The sequence below is a fragment of the Methylomarinovum caldicuralii genome (genome assembly GCF_033126985.1).
Lineage (GTDB): Bacteria > Pseudomonadota > Gammaproteobacteria > Methylococcales > Methylothermaceae > Methylohalobius > Methylohalobius caldicuralii.
The window spans coordinates 2,641,922-2,661,205 of the sequence record NZ_AP024714.1; the positions used below are offsets into that span (position 1 = coordinate 2,641,922).

Here is a 19,284-nt window from a genome sequence, read left to right on the forward strand (position 1 = left end):
CCTCGCCGGCAGGGAGCCCGGCATGGAGCCTACAGAGATGTATCGACGGCGTCTTTCGAAGCAGACCACCTGTTTCTGCCCTGAACCCGGCCGGCGGCACCGTTCGCCGGCCGCCACAACTTGACGGTGGCCAGCGCCGCGAGCAGGTGCTTGAGACTGTGGCCGCTGACCAAACCCGTCCACTCCAGGATTTCGCCATCGAGCCACTCGGCCAGCTTGGCCAGCCCGTACCACCCCAGGGCCCAGAGCAGGGCGGTCCGCGGGATCGCGCCGTGGAGGTACCGGCACACGATGACGGGCATCATGGCCATGGGCAGAAACTGGACCAGGCCATACGGACGCAGATCGCCGCTCAGCACCCAGATGCCGACGCTCGCCGGTCCCAGCGCCGCCAGCAGCGGAAGCACCCGGCCCCCAATCCGGAGGCGGTCGACGAGAACGGCGGCGAACAGCCCCATGAAGGCAAGGCTCATGGGCAGTCGGTCCCACACCAGACGGGCGTCGTCCGGGGCCCAGTGATACCAGGCCGAACCCGGCGCCACCAGCAGCACGCCCCACCAGAACGTCCCCAGGGCGGGACGCAGATCGGCTGGCCAGCGCTCCAGATGTTTCAAACCCGCCGCCCCGGCCAGCAGAAAGGCCAGATTGCTCAGGACGTCGAGACAGTTGGGCACCGGACCGCAGGGGCGGGTATCGGCAAAATGATGGTAGGCGGGATCCTGGGACACGGGGCCGATCCAGACGGCGATACCCAAGGCCAGCACGGTGAGTCCGGCCAACATCCCGACATCCCAGCGTGTCATGTTGATCCTCCCGGCCCGGCGCCGTAACCTGTCCCCCTATGAAACCACCCTACAAGGGCCGCGGGGCAGTCGGCAACCCCGATGGCCGTTACAACGCCTGGCAGTACGAGCCGGTGGACGACGGCTGGGAGCGCGAAGACGACGATTCCCCGCCCCGCACCGAGGTCAGCCTGGAACGTCCGCGCACCGTCATCGCCCGCAACGACTCGCCGGACGTCCCCTTCGACCGTTCCCTCAACGCCTACCGGGGCTGCGAGCATGGCTGCATCTACTGTTACGCCCGCCCCACCCACGCCTACCTGGGCCTGTCGCCGGGGCTGGATTTCGAAACCCGGCTCACCGCCAAACCCGATGCCGCCCGGCTGCTGCGGCGCGAACTCCAGGCCCCCGGTTACCGCCCCGCCCCCATCGCCCTGGGCGCCAACACCGACCCCTATCAGCCCATCGAGCGCCGCTTCCGCATCACCCGCCAAGTGCTGGAGGTACTGGACGAGTTCAACCACCCCTGCACCATCACCACCAAATCGGCCCTGGTGGAGCGGGACCTGGACCTCCTGACCGCGATGGCCGAACGCCGGCTGGTTCACGTCAACCTCTCGATCACCACCCTGAAAGCGGAGATCGCCCGCCGGCTGGAGCCCCGGGCCAGCGCCCCGCACCGGCGTCTCCAGGCCGTCGCCCGGCTGCGGCAGGCCGGGGTGCCGGTGACGGTGATGGTGGCGCCGGTGATTCCGGTGCTCACCGATCCGGAGCTGGAAACCATCCTCCAGGCGGCCGCCGCTGCCGGGGCGCTGGGCGCCCATTACATGCTGGTGCGCCTGCCTCTGGAAGTAGCGGAACTGGTCGAGGACTGGCTGCGGGCCCATTTCCCGGACATGGCCGACCACGTCCTCAACCGCATCCGCGACAGCCGCGGCGGCCGGGCCAACGACCCACGCTTCGGCCACCGCATGCGGGGTGAGGGGATCTTCGCCGATCTGATCGCCCAGCGTTTTCGGATCGCCGCCCGCCGCCTGGGGCTGGACCGGCCGCTTCCGCCCCTGGATTGTAGCCGCTTCCGCCCCGGGATGGAGCAGCTGACGCTTTTTTAGCGCACCCCGGCGTAGATCTCCGCCACGGGAATGGCCAGATCGAGGGAAATCAGCCGCACCGCCGTATCCTCCGGGCCGTAGATCTCCACCTCCTCCCAGCCGCCCTGGCCGCGGCGGTACACCTCCACCTGGACCGTCTCCGGCGCCACCAGAACGTATTCCTTCAGAGTTGGCAGCTTCTGGTAGTTGAGGCGCTTTTCGCGCCGGTCGGTGGTTTCCGTGGAGGGGGACAGCACCTCCACCACCAGCACCGGTTCGGTCAGATACAGGGCCGAGGGGTCGGCTGCCTCGCAGCTGACCACCACGTCCGGGTAGTAGAAGGCATCGGCGGCCTTGATGCGGACCTTGACATCGCTCATATAGACGGAACAGGGTGTTCCATGCAAATGGCGCCGCAGGCGGGTATAGATATTGCCTGCCACCCGATTGTGACCGAGGGTGCTGCCGACCATGGCGAACACCTGGCCGGCGACGTACTCGTGGCGGACGTCGCTGCGCGGTTCGCCTTCTAGATAGTCTTCCACGGTAATATAGGGAATGCGGGCTTGTTGGGTCATGAATGCCTCCGGATGTCGAATCTCCTAAGTCACATGCTATCACGCCTTTCCGCCGCCAGCTCCTGCCGGAACAGCGCCGCATTCCGGGCGATCAGCGCCAGCAGGATCAGGGAATACAGGAAGGTGGACAGCAGCACCACGCCGATGACCACCGCCTTGAACAGATCCAGAAACGGAAACTCGCGGGGAATCATCGACAACATGACGATGGACAGCCCACCCTTGATGCCGGCGAAGGTGAGCACCCCCCACCAGCGCAGGTTGACGTCGGTCATGCGCCGGGTCTGGCGGGTCAGCCAGGCGAACTTGGCCATCATCAGGGCGCGGATCACGGTGGTGGCCACGAACATGACCAGGATTTCATGCCAGTAGCGGGCCAGCAGCTCCAGCTCGATCAGTTCGGCCATGGCGACAAACAGGATGGTATTGCCCACCAGGCCCAGCAACTGGATGTCCTCCTTGTTGCGCAGGTGGCGGGTCCTTTCCTCCAGAGTGATCCGCAGGGCGTTCAGGGTGGTGTCGACCAGGCCGCGGCTGGCGCCGGGCCGTTCGATCAGCGCCTGCTGGGCTTCGATCTGCCGATCCTCCTCGCGCACCTCCCGGCCCATCCAGTGATGGACGGTCACGGTGGCGACGATGCAAGCCAAAATGCCCGACAGATGCAAATGACTGTGGCCGCCGAGCAGGTTCAGCAGGGCGTAGAAATGCTCTGCCAGATCGAAGGCGGCATAGCCGGTCATGAGCAGGACCATCATTTCGGCGATGCGGTTTTCCGTGGTTTTGAGCAACCCGAGACCGATCAGGCCGAACACCAGGCCCAGCACCACCGACCCCAGCCCGACCACCAGACTGATCTCGGTCACGTAGCCCAAGGTCAACTCGCCGCCCTGGAGCAGATGCAGGCCGATGTAGACGAACACGATCAGGGCGGTGGCGTCGTTGAACAGGCTCTCGCCCTCGGCCAGAATCTTCAGCCGGTGGGGAATCTCGAAACGGGAAAAGATGCTCACCACCGACACCGGATCGGTCGCCAGCACCATGGCGAACAGCAGCACCGTGGCCGCGACGCCCAGATGGTACTCACCGAACAGGAAATCCCGCAGCCACAGACCGGCCACCACCGACAGGACCACGGCCACCACCGCCAGATAGAACAGGCTCCAGGCGTGCGCCCTCAGCTCGGCGACGCTCAGTTCCAATGCGTCGGAAATCAGCAGGATGGGCAGCAGGGTCAGCACCAGGGCGGCGAACCACTGGGGATCCGGGGTGAAGCGGGTGATCTCCGGAAACAGGTGATTGAGCAGAAAGGCCAGGGCGATCAGCGACAAAGGCACGGGAATCGCCACCTTGTCCTCGATCTGCAGGGCCAGGTAGAGCATCGCCGCCAGCGCCAGCACGGTTTCGATCATCGGCAGTCCCCTATACCAAAAACACCTTCAGTATGGCCCAGGTTGTGGCGCGCTTGTGAACTTTCCCGCAGCTTATGCCTCTCAATGTGCTAGCATTGTTGAAAACTTCAACAATCATGTGGAGTGGATCATGGCCACGGTCAATTTCTCCGTCCCCGACGAAATCAAGGAAGCCTTCAACAAAGCCTTCGCGGGCGAGAACAAAAGCGCCATCATCGCCCGCCTGATGAAACAGGCGGTGGAGGAGAAGGAGCGCCAGCTGCGGCGGCAGGCGATCATCGAGGAACTCACCCGTACCCGCAAGGACCGCCCCACCGCCACCGATGAGGAAATCCGCCAGGCGCGCGAAGAGGGGCGGCCTTGAAGGTTGTTCTCGATGCCAGCGTGCTGATCAAGTGGCTGCTCGCCGATCCTGAGCGCGAGGCCTACACCGAGAAAGCGACCGAATTGGTCATGGCCGTCGGTCGTGGCGAGCTTGATCTGATCCTTCCCGGCCACTGGCTGGTCGAAGTAGCGGCGGTATTGTGCCGCATCAGCCCGCAAACCGCCCAGGGTGACGTGGAAACCCTTCACCTTCTCGACTGGCCCACCCTCGACACCCCCAGTCTGTACCGTGTGGCAACACGCCTGGCGGTCGAGCTGCGCCACCACCTGTTCGACACCCTCTACCACGCCACCGCCCTGGAAACCGGCGCCACCCTGGTCACCGCCGACGCCCACTACTGGCGCAAGGCAGGCAGCCTGGGCCGAATCACCCTGTTATCCGATTTCACCGTATGAGCACCCTGCTGACCCTCAAGAACGTCTCCCTCGCCTACGGCGCCCACCCCCTGCTCGACCGGGCCGAACTGGCCATCGAAACCGGCGAACGCATCGGTCTCATCGGCCGCAACGGCGAGGGCAAATCCACCCTACTGAAGCTGTGCGCCGGCCAGATCGAGGCGGACGACGGCGAGGTCTGGCGCCGGCCCGGCCTCAAGGTCGCCCTGCTGGAACAGACGCCCCGGCTCGATGCCGATCTGACCGCTTACGACGTGGTCGCCCAGGGGCTGGGGGAAATCGGCGACCTGCTGCAGCGCTACCACAACCTGGCCCAGCAGGAGCCACCGGACCTGAAGGCCCTGGAACGCCTCCAGCACCAACTGGAGGCCCGGGAGGGCTGGCAGTTGCAGCAGAAGATCGATCAGGCCCTAACCCGCCTGGGGCTCAACCCGGACACCCCGGCCGCAACCCTCTCCGGGGGCTGGCAGCGGCGCTTAGGGCTGGCCCGCGCCCTGGTGAGCGGGCCGGATCTGCTGCTTTTGGACGAGCCCACCAACCATCTCGACCTGGACACCATCGCCTGGTTGGAAAACGAGCTGCTGCAATTCCCCGGCAGCCTGCTGTTCGTCACCCACGACCGCACCTTTCTGCAGAAACTGGCCACCCGCATCGTCGATCTCGACCGCGGCCAACTGACCTCCTGGCCCGGCGACTACCGCACCTATCTGGAAAAGAAGGCCGCCGCCCTGGCCGAAGAGGAACGCCGCAGTTACCGTTCACGGGCTTGCCACTGGAAGTGGTTGAGGTTCCGGCAGGGGCAGGCGGAAGGTGACCTCGCCCTCTGCCATGCCCTGGGCGCAGATGGTCCGCAGGGTCTGATAGACGCCGATCTTGAGGCGCTTGCAGGTTTCGACCAGCGACAGGATCATGGGTCGGAAGCAGTCACCGCGATGCGACTGGCTGAAGAAACTGGTCTTGCGCCAGATGACATAGGGGCGTAGGGCACGCTCTGCCGTGTTGTTGGTCATCGGTACCCCGGGATGGTCCGGGAAGGTCCAGAACCTGGGAAAATCGTCCAACAACTTGCGGCAGCTGCGACCGGTTTTGTTGTCGCCATGTCTTTGGGCGGCCTGTTCCAGTTCGCGCCGGAAGAGGGCTTTGAGGCGTTCCAATCGCCTTCGGTAGCGGTCGGATGGGTAATGGCTCTGTTGCCAGAGCTTGCCGCAGTGAACCGTCAGGCGGGCGGCCCGGAGCAGGCGTTCGCCATCTTCGCCGGCCTGTCCCTTGCGCCCGGCGATCCGTTCCAGGTTGCGGATGAGATGCGCCCAGCAGTATTGGTGTGAGTCCTGGGGATGGTCGTTGTAGGCCCCGTGGCGGTCGGTCACCAGGATTCCCTGGAAATCCCCCAACAGCTCACCGGCCGCACCCTTGCCGCGGGAATAATGGGTCAGGAAATACGCCATCTGATCGGTCGTCAGCGCCCACAGCCAATAGATGCTGCGGCCCCGGTAGTGGCGGGTCTCGTCGGCATGGGCGATCAGCGCTTTTCTGACCGCCTCGCCAATCTGGTTGTAGACCGGACCCAGCCACGCCTGCAGCGGGATCTGGCTCTGGCTGATCGCCCCCAGGCTGAATCTCAGACCCCATTGTTCTTCCAGCAGCGCTTCGACTTCCCGCAGCGACAGGTGATAGCGCCCCGTCATCAAGCCAATCCACGCCACCAGCCCAGGTCCCATCTGGCCGCGGGGAACCTCATCCGGTAGCCGCCCCTGGTGCTTCTGACCACACCACCCACAGCGGCCTTCATACACCCGGTGTTCGACCACCCGGTAACGAATCTCGGGCAGGTCGAACACCTGATGGGGACGGAATCCCCGCACCGCCACCGACCCACCGCACTCGCAGCGGCCATGGGGAAAGTAATGCCGGACCTCGTCCACTGCTTCTGCCGGAACCAGAGCCCGCTCGTGCCTGGGATGTCCCACCTGCGCCCCTTTCTTGCGTCCCGTCGGTCGCTTGCCCTTGCGCTCGGCGCGCTTCTTCGTGCTGTCCTGGGAAGGTGGTTGGGAGGAATTGTCGGACCCCAAGGCCAACTGTTCCTCCAGTTCTTCCACTCGCGCCTGGATCTGCTGAAATTCTCCCAGCGCCCGCCAAAGCGCTTCGATCACCCGGTGGCATTCCTCCACCGTCCCGGGCAAGGGAGGTGGGCGGCTCAGGTCCAGATCAAGTCTTTCCATGGCCCGCATTCTCCTGAATCTTCAGGCACTTGGCAAGACCGGCCGGGTGACCGCGGGCGATTGCTCACCCGCGGTTCCCACAGATCCGGACGTGCCCGATTAAGGCATCCGGCTCCTCGGACTATGGCGTCGCTACGCAACGGGCAATTCCGTGAACCACGCGCGGTGGGGGGAGTGGGTATCGTTTGTACAGCCGCCCAAAATGGTCCCAGTTCATCCGTTCCCGGTTGCGGCGGGACAACCATTTGTACCAGCGCCGTCTGACCTCGTACAGGAAGCGGGCCAGCGATTGGCTGTTGCCGACGATCCCATAGTAGGCATAATGCCCCTTGAGTTTGCGGCTCAGGGCCGCTTGTTGGTCTGCAACCGGCCAGTGGCGGTGCATCCGGCACCAGTGGTTGATCGCCTGCAGGGAGCGGCTGAGCCGGGCTTGGGCGGTCTTGCGTTTGACGACCCAACGCCCTTTCCTTGAGCGTCCCCAGTAGTGGGTGAATCCCAGGTATTGGAAGCTCTGGCCTTTCCGTCCGGGTTTTCTGAAGTCGAGCAGGCGGGTTTTGTCCGGGTGCAGGCGCAGGCCGTATTTGGCCAGGCGCTTGCCCAGAACGGCCAATACCCGCCGGGCGTCTTCTTCCCGTTTGAACACCAGGACCGCATCGTCGGCGAACCGGACTTCGAAGGCGCTGCCTTGCAGTCGCGGTTTGACCGTCTGCTCGAACCACAGGTCGAGCACGTGATGCAGGTAGAGGTTGGCCAGCAGTGGGGAGATCACCCCACCTTGCGGTGTCCCTTGTTCGGGGTAGTGAAGCTGTCCGCCTTCCATGACACCGGCATTCAGCCATTTACCGATCACGCGGCAGATCACGCCGTCGCGCACCCTCTGCCCCAGAAAGTTCCGCAGCCGGTCCCGGTCCACGTCGTCGAAGAAGTTTTGGATGTCCAGGTCGATGACCCAGCCACCGCCCATGGCCATCAGCCCGCCCCATAGCCTCTCCAGGGCCTGGTGGGCACTGCGTCCGGGCCGGAACCCGTAGGCGCAGTCGAGAAAGTCCTGCTCGAAGATGGGTTCCAGCGCCATCAGCACCGCCCGTTGCAGCACCTTGTCTTCCAGCGTGGGAATGCCGATCGGGCGGGTCTTTCCCGTTCCCGGCTTGGGCAGGTGGACGCGCCGTACCGCAGGCGCCCGATACCGGCCGGTCTTGAACCGTTCCAGCAGGCGCGTCAGGTTCTCCTCTAAGTCGGCTGCGTATTGGGATGCAGTCACGCCGTCCACCCCGGCGGCCCCGTCCTTGCGGGTGCGCCGCCAGGCTTCTTCCAGCCACACCACGTCGATGTGGTGGGCAATCGTGGTCAGTTCCAGCTTCGGTTCGATCCGGGCCAGTTCCGCTAGCTTCCGTTGTCGTGTTGAGATGTTCTCCTGGCTCGATGTCCCGGCCATCTGTCCCTCCGAAAGCCCCATCGTCCGACCTGCCGCTTCCCTCCATCGGGTCCCTTGGGGCAGGTTCCCCGACTTCCCAGGTACTATCGGCAGGCTCCGATTGCTCGATCACCTTCCCAGCGCGCTTCGTCGCCTTCGCGCGCCGGTACCCTGCTTCGTGTCCCGTTCGCTCCCATCGGCCGGACACCGCTCCGATGGGCCTGGGCCTTTTCTCACACGGCGCCCGCACCGCTCTTCCCGCAAGGAGTGATCGAGCCCTCCCAGGTTCCTGGGCGACCCTTGCCCTGCATGCCCCGCTCTTCGACCCCGGCGGAGGGATGATGCCAGGCCAGTACAGCACCACCCCTGTTGCCTTCCGTCCGTTCAACAACGTCGGCTCCGCATTCCGTACTTTCGAGGCTCCATCACGCGGCCTACAGGCCCCCTGTGTACGCTTCGCAGTCGGGATCGCTCCTCGACCACGCAACACTCGGTTCCGGCTGGTGGCCAGCCTTGGCCGGACAGGACTTGCACCTGTCAGGTCGCTCTGAAGGTTTCAGCGATGTCTTTCCTTCTACATAACTTCCTCCTTCTCCAGGCTTGGCCTGGCGCAATGAACGGTCACCAGCAGCGGCGGCGAATCCTCGGCCACATCGTAGGGCATGCCCAGCAGGCGGCAGGCCAGGTCGGTGCTGCCGCCCGGCGCCCACAGCCGTTCCATCAGCGAGAAGCTCAGCGGTGTCGGCCGCGGCAGCAGCTCCGACAGCTCGTTTTGCTCCAGCACCGGCTCGGTGGCCGGGTAAGGGCGCAACAGGGTCAGCAGGCGGCGGCGCTCGGCCTCGTCGGGATCGGCATCGGCCGCCGACACCGTGATGTCCCGGGCTTGGAGCAGATAGAAGCGGTCGTCGGCATAGGCCCATTCGATGTCTTGGGGGCGACCGAACAGCACCTCCACCTGCCGGCCCAGTGCCAGCAGCGGCGCCAGGTCGATGGGCGGGACCTCCTTTTCCAGCAGCCGGCCGCTGAGGCGGCCGAAACGGTAAGCGGTCGGCGTGGCGGTACCACTGACCAGGGACTCGCCCAACCCCGCCACCATCTCCACCAGCTGACAGCCGCTGGTGGCCGGATGTTCGGTGAACAGCACGCCAGCATAGCGGGCCGGCACCATCTTCTGCACCACCACCCCGGCAGGCTCGTCTCCGTTGCCGCCGTAGGCGCTGGCACGGACGGAACGGAACGATGCCTGCACTTCCTCCAGGGCCTGGGGCAGGGTTTCCCAGCTCACCCCCAGCTTGGATTCGAACACCCCGGCGTAACTCTGTTCGGCGCCATCCTCGTTGACTCCGGAGCTGCGCACCGCCACCCGCCCGCATTTCAGGCGCCGCCACAGACGGCGGATGCGCCGCCAGGCGGATTCGTCCAGATCGCCACACAGTACCCGGTTGGTGAGGACGAAGCCGTCCGGCACCGGCAGTCCCGCCGCCATCATCTGCCCCAGGCGGATGGCCTTGTTGCCGCTGCCGCGATAACGATGGGCGGTGGCCAGCGGCACGATACCGGGATCGTCGGCGACCGGCTCGGGGAAGCGCTCCCGCCGCTCGCGCCGGAAATGCCAGCGGGCGACCGCGCTCTGGAGCGCGATCATCGCCACTCCCATGAGCAGGTAAAGGTTGACCGCCGCGCTCAGACGCCAGGCCAGGGCGGCGATGCCAACGGCAAACCCCCAGGCCAGCAGGCGCTTGGGCCGGGCCCTAGGGCCCCCGGTCCATTCCAGGTACACGAGCAGGGCCAGCCCCACCGCAGCCGGCAGCAGGTGGAGCGGATCGGGCCGCCCCAGATCGTCCAGCCAGGCGAAGGCCTGCGGCCGGGCTTTGGCGGCCTGATCGACGACCCGGAACAGCACCAGAAACAGGCCGATCTGCAACAGTGAGGCGATCAGATTGCGGCCCGGGGTCAGGCCGTGGCGGCGGTACAGGCGCATGATCTCGCGTCCCGCCCGGGGCTCGTCGTCCGGAAAACGGTCCTTGATCGCCTGCACCTCACCGGCCAGCCGACGCTGGACCAGCTGATCCCGTTCGGCCTTGAGGCTCCAGGGCCAGAAGCCGAGACGCAGCGCCGCCACCAGGATGGCGATGGCGATCAGGAGGTGACCGCTGAGCGCCTCCAGCCGCAGCATGGCCCCCTCCAGCGGCGCGGCGGCCCAGTCCAGCAGGGAACGGCCCTCCCGGCTCGCCTTCCATTGGGCCACGTGGGCCTTGTCAGCCCGTGGCAGGTAGAATTCGTGCGGCAGAGTGTAACGGCCAAGGAAGTCATAGCCGAGGCGGCTCAGACGCAATCCCAGAATCTGGGCGTAGAAGCAGCTGCGCTTGTCGTAGCAGGGGGCGATGACGGGGCGGTCTTTGGGCAGGGCCCGCAGGCGCGACTCCAGTTCGGCGCTGGGCAGCTTGCGGATGGGCAGGTTGACCGCACCGGGCAGATGACCGCGGTCGAAATCCCCCGGATAGCGCACGTCCACGAACAGGGCGTTGTCCTTTCGCACCCGCTCGACCACCTGCGCGGTTTCGAGCAGGACATCCTTGTTGGGGTAATCGGGCAGATCACTCAGGGTGTCGGGCGAGCGCCCCTCGGCCATTTCCAGCGGCCGGTTCTCGGCGATCCATTTCTCGTAACCGCCGATCAGGAACCGGCAGTCGTAACCGCGTTCGTGGAAGTATTCGCACAGCTCCGAGCTGCGGTTGCCGGAGAAGCACAACAGCACGGTCCGGGCCCCCGGTTTGAGCAGACGTTCGGGCTGGCGGCGCAGATCGGGATAGCGGATGTGCCAGCTGCCCGGGATCCTGCCCTTTTCCACTTCCTCCGGTTCGCGGATATCGATGAGATTGAGCGGCTGGCCAGTTTCCAGCCAGCGGGCCAGTTCATCGGTGCCGATCCCCAGCGGGTGCTGCAGCTGCTCGCTGAAGGACAGGGTCTTGAGGGACACATCCCCCACCTGCCTGCCCTCCTCCACCGAGGGGCGGATCAGGTTGAGGCGCAGGCGGCGGTTTTCCTCGTCGAGCTGCTGGGTATACTGAAAAACGTTGAATCCGACCGACACCGCCAATCCCAGGAGCGCACCCCGGAACACCCAGCGCCACTGGCGCCGCCGTTCGGTGCGGCAGGCCGGATGGGCGCCGGCCCGGTAGGCGAAGCCACCCACCATGACCGACAGCAGTCCCAATAGCTGGGCGGCGCTGGCGGAAAAATTGATGAGCAGATCCGGCGAGGGAATTCCCCAGGCCGGCGTGGTGATCAGCAGGAACGACACCCAAACGAAAGGCGTCGGGCGGCGATGGCCCGTTGTTGTTGTCATTGTTTCCCCTCCTCATTGGCAACGCGCCATGGCAGAATCCGTTTCTCCACGGCACGCTGTACCGTCACGAAATATGACAGTTTCGTGACGCCCACCATAAATCATAGTCAATTTCTGTGAACCGGCTCTCAAAAATGGAAAGAACCATGACCATACCTTCAAATATCCCGGAAATAACGCCCGTGACCGATCTGGCCGTGGTGGAGGTTGGCGGCCGCGATGCGGCCGTCTTCCTTCAGGGCCAGGTCACCTGTGACGTGCGCCGTATCGATGAGAACCGAAGCGGCCTGGGCGCCGTCTGCACTCCCCAGGGACGGGTGCTGGCGAACTTCAGGATTCTGAGACGCGATGCGGCGTTCCTGCTGGTTCTGGCCGCCGATCTGGCGGAGGAAATCGCGCAACACCTGCGCCGTTACGTGCTGCGTGCCGACGTCACCCTAACGGTGACGGAATGGGCCTGTCTCGGAGTCCGGGGCGAGCTTCCCCGGCTGCCGCAAACGCTCCCCCGGGCGGTGGACGAAAGCGCCTGGATCGGCCGGATCGCCTGGATTCGGATGCCCGACGCCCAGCCCCGCTGGCTGCTGCTGGGACAGCAAGCCGATCTGGAAGCGGGACTGCGGCTGTCAGAAGCCCGTGAGGCGCCGCCGGCACGCTGGCGCCTGTATGACATCCGCAGCGGTCTGCCCTGGGTGACCGCAGCCACCAGCGGCCGCTTCCTGCCCCAGATGCTCAACCTCGACCTGCTCGGCGGCGTCAGTTTCGACAAGGGCTGTTACACCGGCCAGGAAATCGTCGCCCGGGCCCACTACCGCGGCCAGGTCAAACGGCGGCTGTACCGCTTCTTCGCCGCCGGCGCCGAACCGCCGCCCCCCGGCACGGCGCTGCTCGCCGGGGAGGAAGGCGTCGGGCAGGTGGTCAATTCCGCCCAGGCTGCAAAAGGGGCGGAACTGCTCGCGGTGGTCCGCTGTGATGCGGTTCATGATTCCGCGCTCCGGCTGGCATCCATGCCGCAGCGCCCGCTGCAGCAGCACGATCTTGCCTATACTGCTCCTTGAGCCCATCAACCAACACGGGAATTCCGATCATCATGCAAGTCGTCAACGCCCAGCAATTTCTCGATCGTCTGAAGGAAGAAATCGAAAAGGACAGCATTACCCTGCCGACGCTGCCTGAGGTCGCCCTCAAAGTGCGCGCTGCGGTGGAAGACGGCAATACGACCGCTTCCCGGCTGGCGGACCTGATCGCCGAGGACGCCGCCCTCAGCGCCCGGCTGCTGCAGGTGGCCAACAGCCCCCTCTACCGCGCCCGCACTGAGATCACCAACCTGCAGATAGCGATCACGCGCCTGGGATACGACACCGTGCGAACCCTCATCACCGCTCTGGCGATGAAGCAACTCTTTCAGCCCGATTCCGCCCTGCTGGAGCGCTACTTCCGGGACATCTGGCGCACCAGCGTCGAGGTCGCCGCCATCAGCCGTGCCCTGGCGACCCTCACCCCCCACCTGAACGCAGAGCAAGCACTCCTGGCCGGGCTCATTCACCAGATCGGCAAACTCCCCATCCTGGTGCTGGCCAACTGCAACCGGGAACCTGCCAAGGACCAGGCCGCCCTCGACCAACTGCTCGACGAACTCCATCCCACCATCGGCGCTTTGATCCTGAGCCACTGGAACTTCCCTGAGACGCTACGCCGGGTCGTCAGCGAATACCGTCAGTGGGACCGCCAGACCGCCGACGGGGAGGCGGATTACGTGGACATCATCCAGGTCGCCTACCTGGAACATCTGGCCGATCAGGGAAAGGAGCCACCGGTCGATACCACCGCCATCGGCGCCTTCAGCCGCCTGGGGCTGACGCCGGACATCGAGGTCGTCGAAATCGAGGGCATTGACGCAACCCGTCAGATCTTCGCCTGACACCCGTGGCGGGAGCCGCAGGGACGGCCGCCGGCGGATGGGCGGTGCGCGGTGCCGGTGGCTCCGAAGGTTGGTGTATCATTGGCATTCCAACGAGCCACCACCGGAAACCGACATGCACGAGGACACCCTGCGCCGCTTCCGCCGCATCGGCACCCTCACCATCGCCGCGGTCTATTTCCTGATCCTCGTGGGCGCCATCGTCCGGGCCTCGGGCGCCGGCATGGGCTGTCCCGACTGGCCCACCTGCTTCGGGCAGTGGATCCCGCCCACCGACGAATCCCAGCTACCGGCCAATTACCACGAAATCTACGCCCAGCGGGGGTATGCCGACACCCGCTTCAATCCGGTCAAGACCTGGACCGAATACCTCAACCGTCTCACCGGGGTGACCACCGGCCTGCTTATCATCCTCACGGTCTGGGCCGCCCTGCCCTTCCGGCGCGGCGATCCGCCGGTGTTCTATGCGGCGCTGGCCGCGTTGCTGCTGGTCGTGTTCCAGGGCTGGCTGGGGGCGGTAGTGGTGAGCAGCAACCTCCATCCCCTCATGATTACCGCCCATATGCTGATGGCGCTGGTCATCGTCGCGTTGCTGATCTACGCGCTGATCCGGGCCGAACGGGAGGCGCTGACACCCTTCCATCTCCGCTCCCTGCAACGCCGCCACGTCTGGCTGATGGGGGCGCTGTTACTCATGACCCTGATCCAGATCGGCCTCGGCGCCCAGGTCCGCGAGGCGGTGGACGCCATCGCCAAAGCCCACCAGTTCACCGGGCGCCGGCACTGGCCGCAGGAACTGCCGTGGGTGTTCTACTGGCACCGGGGTTTCGCCTTGGCGTTGCTGTGCGCCAACCTGGCCATGGCGTGGCGGCTGTTGCGCCTGCTGCCGCAGCAGCACCTGCTGTTCCGCCTCACCCTGGCGCTGGGGCTGTCGGTCTTCCTCGCGGTGGGAACCGGCATCGGCATGGAGCGGCTGGGGATACCGCCGCTGCTGCAACCGCTCCATCTGCTGATCGCCAATCTGATCTTCGGGATTCAGTTCACCCTGCTGATGACGCTGCATTACTGCTGCAGCCTGCCCGCATTCCCTGCCGAACGGGCACAGGATCTCACCGACCAACCCCAAGCGGCGGCCGCCACTGCCCGCCAGCCGGGGAAAGGATCCTGAGCCGATTCGAACCAGAAACGCCGCACCCGGGCCCGGCGCGGCAGGATTTCCACCTCGACGCCCTGGGCGCGTAGCTGCGCCGCCAGTGCCTCGGCCCGGCTGCGCCGGGTGTACAGCCCCAGGGAGATGGCCCCGCGCCAGCGGCCGCGTTCGAACAACCACAGGTCCTTCCACCCCAATTGCCGCAGCCGGGCCAGATTGCGGCGCGCCGTCGCCAGATCGGCGGCCGGCGGATACATCAGCCAGTAACCGGTCACCTCCTCGGCTTCCTCCTCGACCACCCGGGCGGCAAGCCCCAGCTGGAGAAACTGGGTCAGCAAGCGCACGGCCGCCGCGCGCTCATCCAGCGGGCCGAGGCGATAGCATGGGGATCTCCGCACGGGGGGACGGGGTTTGGGCTTGACGCCCTGAGTCACCGGCGCTGCGGCGGGCACCTCGGTCTCCGGTTCTGTCTCGGCGGCCTGCCTGGGTGCCCGGGGTACTTCGTCCACCAGGGTGATGCGTTCCAGGGGCACGCCGGAGACGGCCTGCTGCCGCGGCGCGGTATTCCGGCCGTATGTCGCCCACAGGAAGAACAGCAGGTTGGCGACCAGAAGGATGTAAGTCAGCCGCCGGCTCATGCCTGCTGGCTGACCAGTGCCAGCCCCCGCAGCACCAGATCCGGCGCCAGTTGCGCGGGGCGGGAAAGATTACGCGCCAGGCGGACGGCATCCCCGCCGGTCAGCACCAGGTGCAGGTCAGGCCAGCGCGGCGCCAGCCGCGCCAGGCTTCGCTCCACCAGACCGGCCAGCGCCGCCTCCACCCCGAGGGTGACGGCGGCGGCGGTGTGATCGCCCAGCAGCGCATCGGTTTCGTGCACCTCTGCTTCCACCTGCGCGGTTCCCTGCCCCAGACTGCGGCGCATCAACGCTGCCCCGGGGCAGATCAGGCCGCCGTGGTGGCGACCGTTGCTGTCGAGCACGTCCAGGGTCAGGGCGGTGCCGCAATCGACGATACAGGCTGGCAGGGGATGATGATGGCGGGCGGCGATCAACGCCAGCCAGCGGTCCACCCCCAGCTTTTGGGGATCGCGATAACCGCTGCGGACCCCGCAGTCCTCCCGCCGGGAGCAGACGAAATTTCCTGTCCTTCCCCAGCGGCTTTGCAGCCAGCGTTCCAGACAGGCGGCCACGGACTCACCGGCGACGTTGGCGATCCACACCCTGTCGGGAACCGGCAGCTCCCCCCAGAGGCGGTCCAGCTGTGCCGGCGTCAGATCCCGGCCTCCCGGCGCGGACCGGAGCGGACCGATCACGCCGCGTTCCAGCACGGCCCATTTGAGACGGCTGTTGCCGCTGTCCACCAACAATTCCATCACGCGCCCAGTCGCAGTTTCACATCGCCGGCGTTGACCTTGTGCTGGCGCCCGGCGGCATCCACCAGCACCAGGGCGCCGTCAGGCGCCACGTCCACGGCGGTGGCGGTATAGACCCGCGCCCCCTGCTGTACGCTCACTGAACGCCCGAGAACGCAGTTGTGCGCCCGCCAGCGCTCCAGCCATAGCGCCGGCCCCGCCTCCTCGTAAGCGTGCAGCAGCGCCAGCAGCTCGGCGATCACGCAGGCGGCCAGACGGTTGCGGGGCGGCGCATGCCCCAGCAGGGTATGGAGGTCCACCCAGGGCTGATCGATCTGACGGGCGGCCGCGGCCGGCATGGTGCCGTTCACCCCCACGCCGATCACCAGGCTGCAGGGCCCCTGCTGCTCGCTGACCGCCTCGATCAGGATGCCGGCGAGCTTGCTTCCCTGCCAGAGCAGGTCGTTGGGCCACTTGAGCTCGATTCCCTCGACGCCGAGCCGCAGCAGTCCCTGGCGTACCGCCACACCGACGGCAAGACTCAAGCCTGCGGCGGCAGCCGCATCCTCGAAACGCCACAACAGCGACAGGTAGAGATGGCAACCGAACGGTGACACCCAGCGCCGTCCCAGCCGGCCGCGCCCGGCGGTCTGGGCTTCGGCCAGACAGACGCTGCCCTTGGGCAGTCCGCCCGCCCGGGCCAGCAGCCACGCATTGGTGGAAGGCACGCAAGCGTGAATCGTCAACTCCGGCGTGACCTCCGCCCCGAGGGTCTGGAGTTCCCTTGCGATCGCCGCTGGATCCAGCAGTTCCAGCGGCGGATACAGACGGTATCCCCGCCCGGGCACCGAAGTGACGGGCACGCCCGCCGCCTGCAATTGGCGGATCCGCTTCCACACCGCCGCCCGGCTGATCCCTAAGCGGGCAGCCAGCGCGGTTCCGGAATGAAAGCGTCCGTCGGCCAGTTCGTGTAACAGCGCTTGCGCCGCCGGCGTCAGCATTCACCTGTCCCGATATTTGCCGAAAGGACGGTAAGATTCAGCCTTCCGAGGAATGCTTCCGGGCCCGGATCAGGGTGAGCTGACGCTTGACCACGTGGCGGATCAGTACCTCCCGGTCCTGTTCGCGCATGCTGAGAAAGTCCACCCCGACCCGCCATCCCTCCGGCTGGCGGGTGCAGTAGACCACCCGGCCGAAGGTCACGATTCCCACCAGCGAGGGCGGCAGCACCATCTTCAGTTCCAGCAGGTCGCCTTCCGCCAGCGGTTGGTCGGCGGTGAAGGCGATACCAGCGGCGCTCAGATTAACCGTGTGGGTCGGCTGGTCGGCGAGATGGTTGTGGCTGATCATCACGGCCTGGGCCAGCACCTCGATCTTGCGATCCAGGGTTTTGAGATAGTCGGCCACGGCCGGATTCTCGCGCTCGATGCGGCGCAGCTGCGCCTGGGATTCCTGGGTCAGGTACGCCAACGTCGAGTTCAGGGAAAAATGATCGACCAGCTGATTTTGGAACGCCTCCGCTGGCGGCATGTCATCCGGAGCGATGGGGCGGTAGACCAGGACAATCTCGTCCTCGACCCGGAAGAAACGCCGGCGTTCCGGCAGTTGCTCGCTTGTCTCCATCAGTGTTTCTCCTGTTCCAGAATGATTTCGACCCGCCGATTGCGCGCCCGGTTGGCGGCACTGGTGTTGGGCACCAGCGGCTGGGTGTCGGCGTAACCGACCACCATCAGGCGTTTGGAATCCACGCCTCCCTTGAGCAGTTCGTGGGCCACGGTCACCGCCCGCGCCGCCGACAGTTCCCAGTTGGAACGGTACCACTCGGTGCGGATGGGGACGTTGTCGGTGTGGCCGGCGACGACCACCTTGCCCCGGCTGTGCTTGACCACGTCGATGATCTTCTTCATCGCCGGACCGAAACCGCTGTTGAGCACCGCGCTGCCGGAGGGGAAGGAGCCCTTCTCATGGATGCGGATGATGCTCCTGTCCTCCTTCATCTCCACGCTGATCTTGCCGGCTTTGATCTCATCCAGCAGCGATTCGCGGATCCGGGCCGCCTCGGCTTCCAGTTCCTTGCGCTTTTCCTCCGCCAGCAGCTTTTCCATGGCTTCCTTGTCCATCTCCCCCTCGCCTTTCGTCTCCTCCGTGGATTCGGGAATGTCGAGATTGGGGAGATCCTCGGTGGTGGACTGGCGGATTTCGTCCAGGGGCGTGGGCTCCACCGTGGCCGGGCTGAAATGCTGGGCGATGACGCTGGTGCCCTTGACGGTTTCGTAGGCGACGATCTCCGTCTGCACCCCGAAGGCGTTCTTCAGGGACGCCGCCATCTGCCGGAAGCGGATCACGTCCATGGTGGCGAAGGACAACAGCAGCACGAAGAAACACATCAGCAGCGACATCAGGTCGGCGAAGGTCATCACCCACGCCGGGGCCCCACTGGGGCATTTGGGACATTCTTCCTCAGCCATGATCAGTCACCTGCGCTTCGTTTCTTTTCCGGCACGTAGGCATTGAGGAGGGTTTCCAGCACCTTGGGATTCATCCCCTCCTGAATGCCATTGATGGTTTCGATGATCAGCGACTTGGAGATCTTCTCGTAGCCGCTGATCAGCGCCAGCTTGTCCGCCAGGGGGATGGCGAAGGCGTTGGCGATCACCGCCCCGTACAGGGTCGTCAGCAGGGCCACCGCCATCGCCGGACCGATGCTGGCCGGGTCGGACATGTTGGCGAGCATCTGCACCAGGCCGATCAGGGTGCCGATCATCCCCATGGCCGGGGCCATGTCGCCGATGGACTTCCACATGTCCTGTCCCACCTCGTGACGGGTGATGGCCTGGTTGATCTCCTCGGTCAGCATCTTGCGGATCAGGGCCGGATCGTGACCGTCCACGCACATGGTGATGCCCTTCTGTAGAAAGGGATTCTCCACGGTTTCGTTCTCCAGCGCCAGCAGACCGTTCTTGCGCGCCACGTCCGCCAGGCGCACCGCCTCCTCGATCAGCTTGGCCGGATCGTCGGGCTTGTTGAAGAAGGCCTTGGCCGCCACCCCGAAGGAGCGGAAGAAATCCCCCAGGGTGATGCGCATCAGGGTCACCATGAAGGTGCCCCCGAACACGATCAGGATGGACGGCACGTTGACGAACAACATGAAGTCGCCGCCCATGGCGATGGATGCCCCGATGATGCCGAGACCGCCAAGCAGACCGACCAGGGTTGCGATGTCCAAGGGTGAACCTCCTCACA

The 19,284-nt window shown here is 65.7% G+C and carries 18 protein-coding genes and 1 pseudogene; 7 read left to right on the forward strand and 12 right to left on the reverse strand.

From position 1 onward, the window contains the following. Positions 1–29 precede the first annotated feature (29 nt). Positions 30–803, reverse strand: a complete 774-nt coding sequence (locus tag MCIT9_RS13340; RefSeq protein ID WP_317705363.1) for an alkaline phytoceramidase — start codon at positions 801–803, stop codon at positions 30–32. Between the two features lie 38 nt (positions 804–841). Here MCIT9_RS13340 and MCIT9_RS13345 point away from each other — a divergent pair, with 38 nt between their 5' ends. Then, complete coding sequence (locus tag MCIT9_RS13345) at positions 842–1,894, forward strand: PA0069 family radical SAM protein (RefSeq protein ID WP_317705364.1); 1,053 nt, start codon at positions 842–844, stop codon at positions 1,892–1,894. Here the strand turns inward: MCIT9_RS13345 and MCIT9_RS13350 are convergent. Both MCIT9_RS13350 and MCIT9_RS13355 read right to left on the reverse strand, forming a co-directional pair. After that, a complete protein-coding gene (locus MCIT9_RS13350; RefSeq protein WP_317705365.1) occupies positions 1,891–2,451 on the reverse strand; it encodes a Uma2 family endonuclease in 561 nt (186 codons plus the stop codon). The genes MCIT9_RS13345 and MCIT9_RS13350 overlap by 4 nt on opposite strands. A 29-nt stretch (positions 2,452–2,480) precedes the next feature. Next, positions 2,481–3,860, reverse strand: coding sequence for a cation:proton antiporter domain-containing protein (locus MCIT9_RS13355; RefSeq protein WP_317705366.1), 1,380 nt, complete (start codon positions 3,858–3,860; stop codon positions 2,481–2,483). A 130-nt stretch (positions 3,861–3,990) separates the two neighbouring features. On the opposite strand from MCIT9_RS13355, the gene MCIT9_RS13360 reads away from it, so the two are divergent. From MCIT9_RS13360 to MCIT9_RS13370, 3 genes and pseudogenes are all read left to right on the forward strand, one after another. After that, positions 3,991–4,224, forward strand: a complete 234-nt coding sequence (locus MCIT9_RS13360) for a hypothetical protein (RefSeq protein WP_286293760.1) — start codon at positions 3,991–3,993, stop codon at positions 4,222–4,224. Continuing rightward, complete coding sequence (locus tag MCIT9_RS13365; protein ID WP_317705367.1) at positions 4,221–4,640, forward strand: type II toxin-antitoxin system VapC family toxin; 420 nt, start codon at positions 4,221–4,223, stop codon at positions 4,638–4,640. The genes MCIT9_RS13360 and MCIT9_RS13365 overlap by 4 nt, the downstream gene beginning before the upstream one ends. Beyond that, positions 4,637–5,167 (forward strand): annotated as a pseudogene (locus tag MCIT9_RS13370) (ATP-binding cassette domain-containing protein); the annotation flags it as partial. The gene MCIT9_RS13365 and the pseudogene MCIT9_RS13370, both read left to right, overlap by 4 nt. 231 nt (positions 5,168–5,398) lie before the next feature. Here MCIT9_RS13370 and tnpC read toward each other — a convergent pair. The 3 genes from tnpC to MCIT9_RS13385 all read right to left on the reverse strand — a co-directional run bounded on the left by tnpC (position 5,399) and on the right by MCIT9_RS13385 (position 11,622). Further along, positions 5,399–6,859 (reverse strand): IS66 family transposase, encoded by a 1,461-nt coding sequence (gene tnpC, locus MCIT9_RS13375; protein WP_317705368.1) that lies wholly within the window; start codon positions 6,857–6,859, stop codon positions 5,399–5,401. Between the two features lie 121 nt (positions 6,860–6,980). After that, entirely contained in the window at positions 6,981–8,315 is a 1,335-nt protein-coding gene (ltrA, locus tag MCIT9_RS13380; protein WP_317704536.1) for a group II intron reverse transcriptase/maturase, read from the reverse strand. Positions 8,316–8,847: 532 nt separating this feature from the next. Next, positions 8,848–11,622 carry a PEP/pyruvate-binding domain-containing protein gene (locus MCIT9_RS13385; RefSeq protein ID WP_317705369.1) on the reverse strand — a complete coding sequence of 925 codons (2,775 nt, stop codon included), beginning with the start codon at positions 11,620–11,622 and terminating at the stop codon, positions 8,848–8,850. A 182-nt stretch (positions 11,623–11,804) separates the two neighbouring features. On the opposite strand from MCIT9_RS13385, the gene ygfZ reads away from it, so the two are divergent. The 3 genes from ygfZ (at position 11,805) to MCIT9_RS13400 (ending at position 14,708) form a co-directional block, all read left to right on the forward strand. Then, on the forward strand, positions 11,805–12,677 hold the full coding sequence (ygfZ, locus tag MCIT9_RS13390) for a CAF17-like 4Fe-4S cluster assembly/insertion protein YgfZ (RefSeq protein ID WP_317705370.1): 873 nt from the start codon (positions 11,805–11,807) through the stop codon (positions 12,675–12,677). A 32-nt stretch (positions 12,678–12,709) separates the two neighbouring features. Then, a complete protein-coding gene (locus MCIT9_RS13395; RefSeq protein ID WP_317705371.1) occupies positions 12,710–13,540 on the forward strand; it encodes an HDOD domain-containing protein in 831 nt (276 codons plus the stop codon). Positions 13,541–13,655: 115 nt separating this feature from the next. Then, positions 13,656–14,708 (forward strand): COX15/CtaA family protein, encoded by a 1,053-nt coding sequence (locus MCIT9_RS13400; RefSeq protein ID WP_317705372.1) that lies wholly within the window; start codon positions 13,656–13,658, stop codon positions 14,706–14,708. Here MCIT9_RS13400 and MCIT9_RS13405 read toward each other — a convergent pair. Genes MCIT9_RS13405 through pomA form a run of 6 tightly spaced genes read right to left on the reverse strand, consistent with a single transcriptional unit; the run spans position 14,603 to position 19,267 of the window. Next, a complete protein-coding gene (locus MCIT9_RS13405) occupies positions 14,603–15,328 on the reverse strand; it encodes a hypothetical protein (RefSeq protein ID WP_317705373.1) in 726 nt (241 codons plus the stop codon). The two genes, MCIT9_RS13400 and MCIT9_RS13405, sit on opposite strands and share 106 nt — an antisense overlap. After that, on the reverse strand, positions 15,325–16,062 hold the full coding sequence (locus tag MCIT9_RS13410; protein WP_317705374.1) for a type III pantothenate kinase: 738 nt from the start codon (positions 16,060–16,062) through the stop codon (positions 15,325–15,327). Before MCIT9_RS13410 ends, MCIT9_RS13405 begins: the two co-directional genes overlap by 4 nt. Beyond that, the gene (birA, locus tag MCIT9_RS13415) at positions 16,062–17,042 is read right to left on the reverse strand and encodes a bifunctional biotin--[acetyl-CoA-carboxylase] ligase/biotin operon repressor BirA (protein WP_317705375.1); all 981 of its coding nucleotides are present in this window, start codon (positions 17,040–17,042) and stop codon (positions 16,062–16,064) included. The genes MCIT9_RS13410 and birA overlap by 1 nt, the downstream gene beginning before the upstream one ends. A gap of 37 nt (positions 17,043–17,079) precedes the next feature. After that, complete coding sequence (locus MCIT9_RS13420; protein ID WP_317705376.1) at positions 17,080–17,664, reverse strand: PilZ domain-containing protein; 585 nt, start codon at positions 17,662–17,664, stop codon at positions 17,080–17,082. Then, positions 17,664–18,509 carry a flagellar motor protein MotB gene (locus tag MCIT9_RS13425; protein WP_317705377.1) on the reverse strand — a complete coding sequence of 282 codons (846 nt, stop codon included), beginning with the start codon at positions 18,507–18,509 and terminating at the stop codon, positions 17,664–17,666. Before MCIT9_RS13425 ends, MCIT9_RS13420 begins: the two co-directional genes overlap by 1 nt. A gap of 2 nt (positions 18,510–18,511) precedes the next feature. Next, a complete protein-coding gene (gene pomA / locus MCIT9_RS13430) occupies positions 18,512–19,267 on the reverse strand; it encodes a flagellar motor protein PomA (RefSeq protein ID WP_317705378.1) in 756 nt (251 codons plus the stop codon). Positions 19,268–19,284: the final 17 nt, after the last annotated feature.